Origin of the sequence: Romboutsia weinsteinii (assembly GCF_002250835.2) — a bacterium.
Classification (GTDB): Bacteria; Bacillota; Clostridia; order Peptostreptococcales; family Peptostreptococcaceae; genus Romboutsia_A; species Romboutsia_A weinsteinii.
In genome coordinates this window covers 1-742 of sequence record NZ_NOJY02000153.1, presented here as the reverse complement: position 1 = coordinate 742, position 742 = coordinate 1, and the positions used below count along the sequence as shown (strand labels likewise).

Annotated in this window: 7 tRNA genes; all 7 read left to right on the top strand. The window is 50.3% G+C overall.

What is annotated here, in order from left to right:
• The first annotated feature begins 70 nt into the window (after positions 1-70).
• The 7 genes from CHL78_RS20390 (at position 71) to CHL78_RS20360 (ending at position 688) form a co-directional block, all read left to right on the top strand.
• Positions 71-146 (top strand) — tRNA-Asn (locus CHL78_RS20390).
• Positions 147-150: 4 nt separating this feature from the next.
• Positions 151-225: transfer RNA gene (locus CHL78_RS20385), tRNA-Thr, on the top strand.
• Between the two features lie 8 nt (positions 226-233).
• A tRNA-Tyr gene (locus CHL78_RS20380) sits at positions 234-318 on the top strand.
• Positions 319-333: 15 nt separating this feature from the next.
• A tRNA-Leu gene (locus tag CHL78_RS20375) sits at positions 334-417 on the top strand.
• 32 nt (positions 418-449) lie between these two features.
• Positions 450-526 (top strand) — tRNA-Arg (locus tag CHL78_RS20370).
• Between the two features lie 6 nt (positions 527-532).
• A tRNA-Gln gene (locus tag CHL78_RS20365) sits at positions 533-608 on the top strand.
• Between the two features lie 4 nt (positions 609-612).
• Positions 613-688 (top strand) — tRNA-Lys (locus CHL78_RS20360).
• Positions 689-742 lie beyond the last annotated feature (54 nt).

Below are 742 nucleotides of genomic sequence, written 5' to 3'. Positions count from 1 at the left end.
AATGCCAGCCTGTCACGCTGGAGGTCGAGGGTTCGAGTCCCTTCCAGGTCGCCAACTTAATTTAATACGTGGGAATATGGCTCAGTTGGTAGAGCAATTGACTGTTAATCAATGGGTCACAGGTTCGAGTCCTGTTATTCCCGCCAATACGCTGGTGTGGCTCAACGGTAGAGCAGCTGACTTGTAATCAGCAGGTTGTAGGTTCGATTCCTATCACCAGCTCCATATAATACGGAGGATTTCCCGAGCGGCCAAAGGGGGCAGACTGTAAATCTGTTATCGACGATTTCGGTGGTTCGAATCCACCATCCTCCACCATTAAATTAAGAACATGCGGATGTGGCGGAATTGGCAGACGCACCAGACTTAGGATCTGGCGCCTACGGCGTGGGGGTTCGACTCCCTTCATCCGCACCACTTAATTTTAAACAAAATAGTAACTAAAATGTGGGTGCATAGCTCAGCTGGATAGAGCAACGCCCTTCTAAGGCGTGTGTCCGGGGTTCGAATCCCTGTGCGCTCACCACATTATAGGGGATTCGCCAAGTCGGTAAGGCATAGCACTTTGACTGCTACATGCATAGGTTCGAGTCCTGTATCCCCTGCCAAGTTGATCCATTAGCTCAGTCGGTAGAGCACCTGACTTTTAATCAGGGTGTCCCGCGTTCGAGTCGCGGATGGATCACCATTTACGGAGAGGTGTCCGAGTGGTTTAAGGAGCTAGTCTTGAAAACTAGTGATG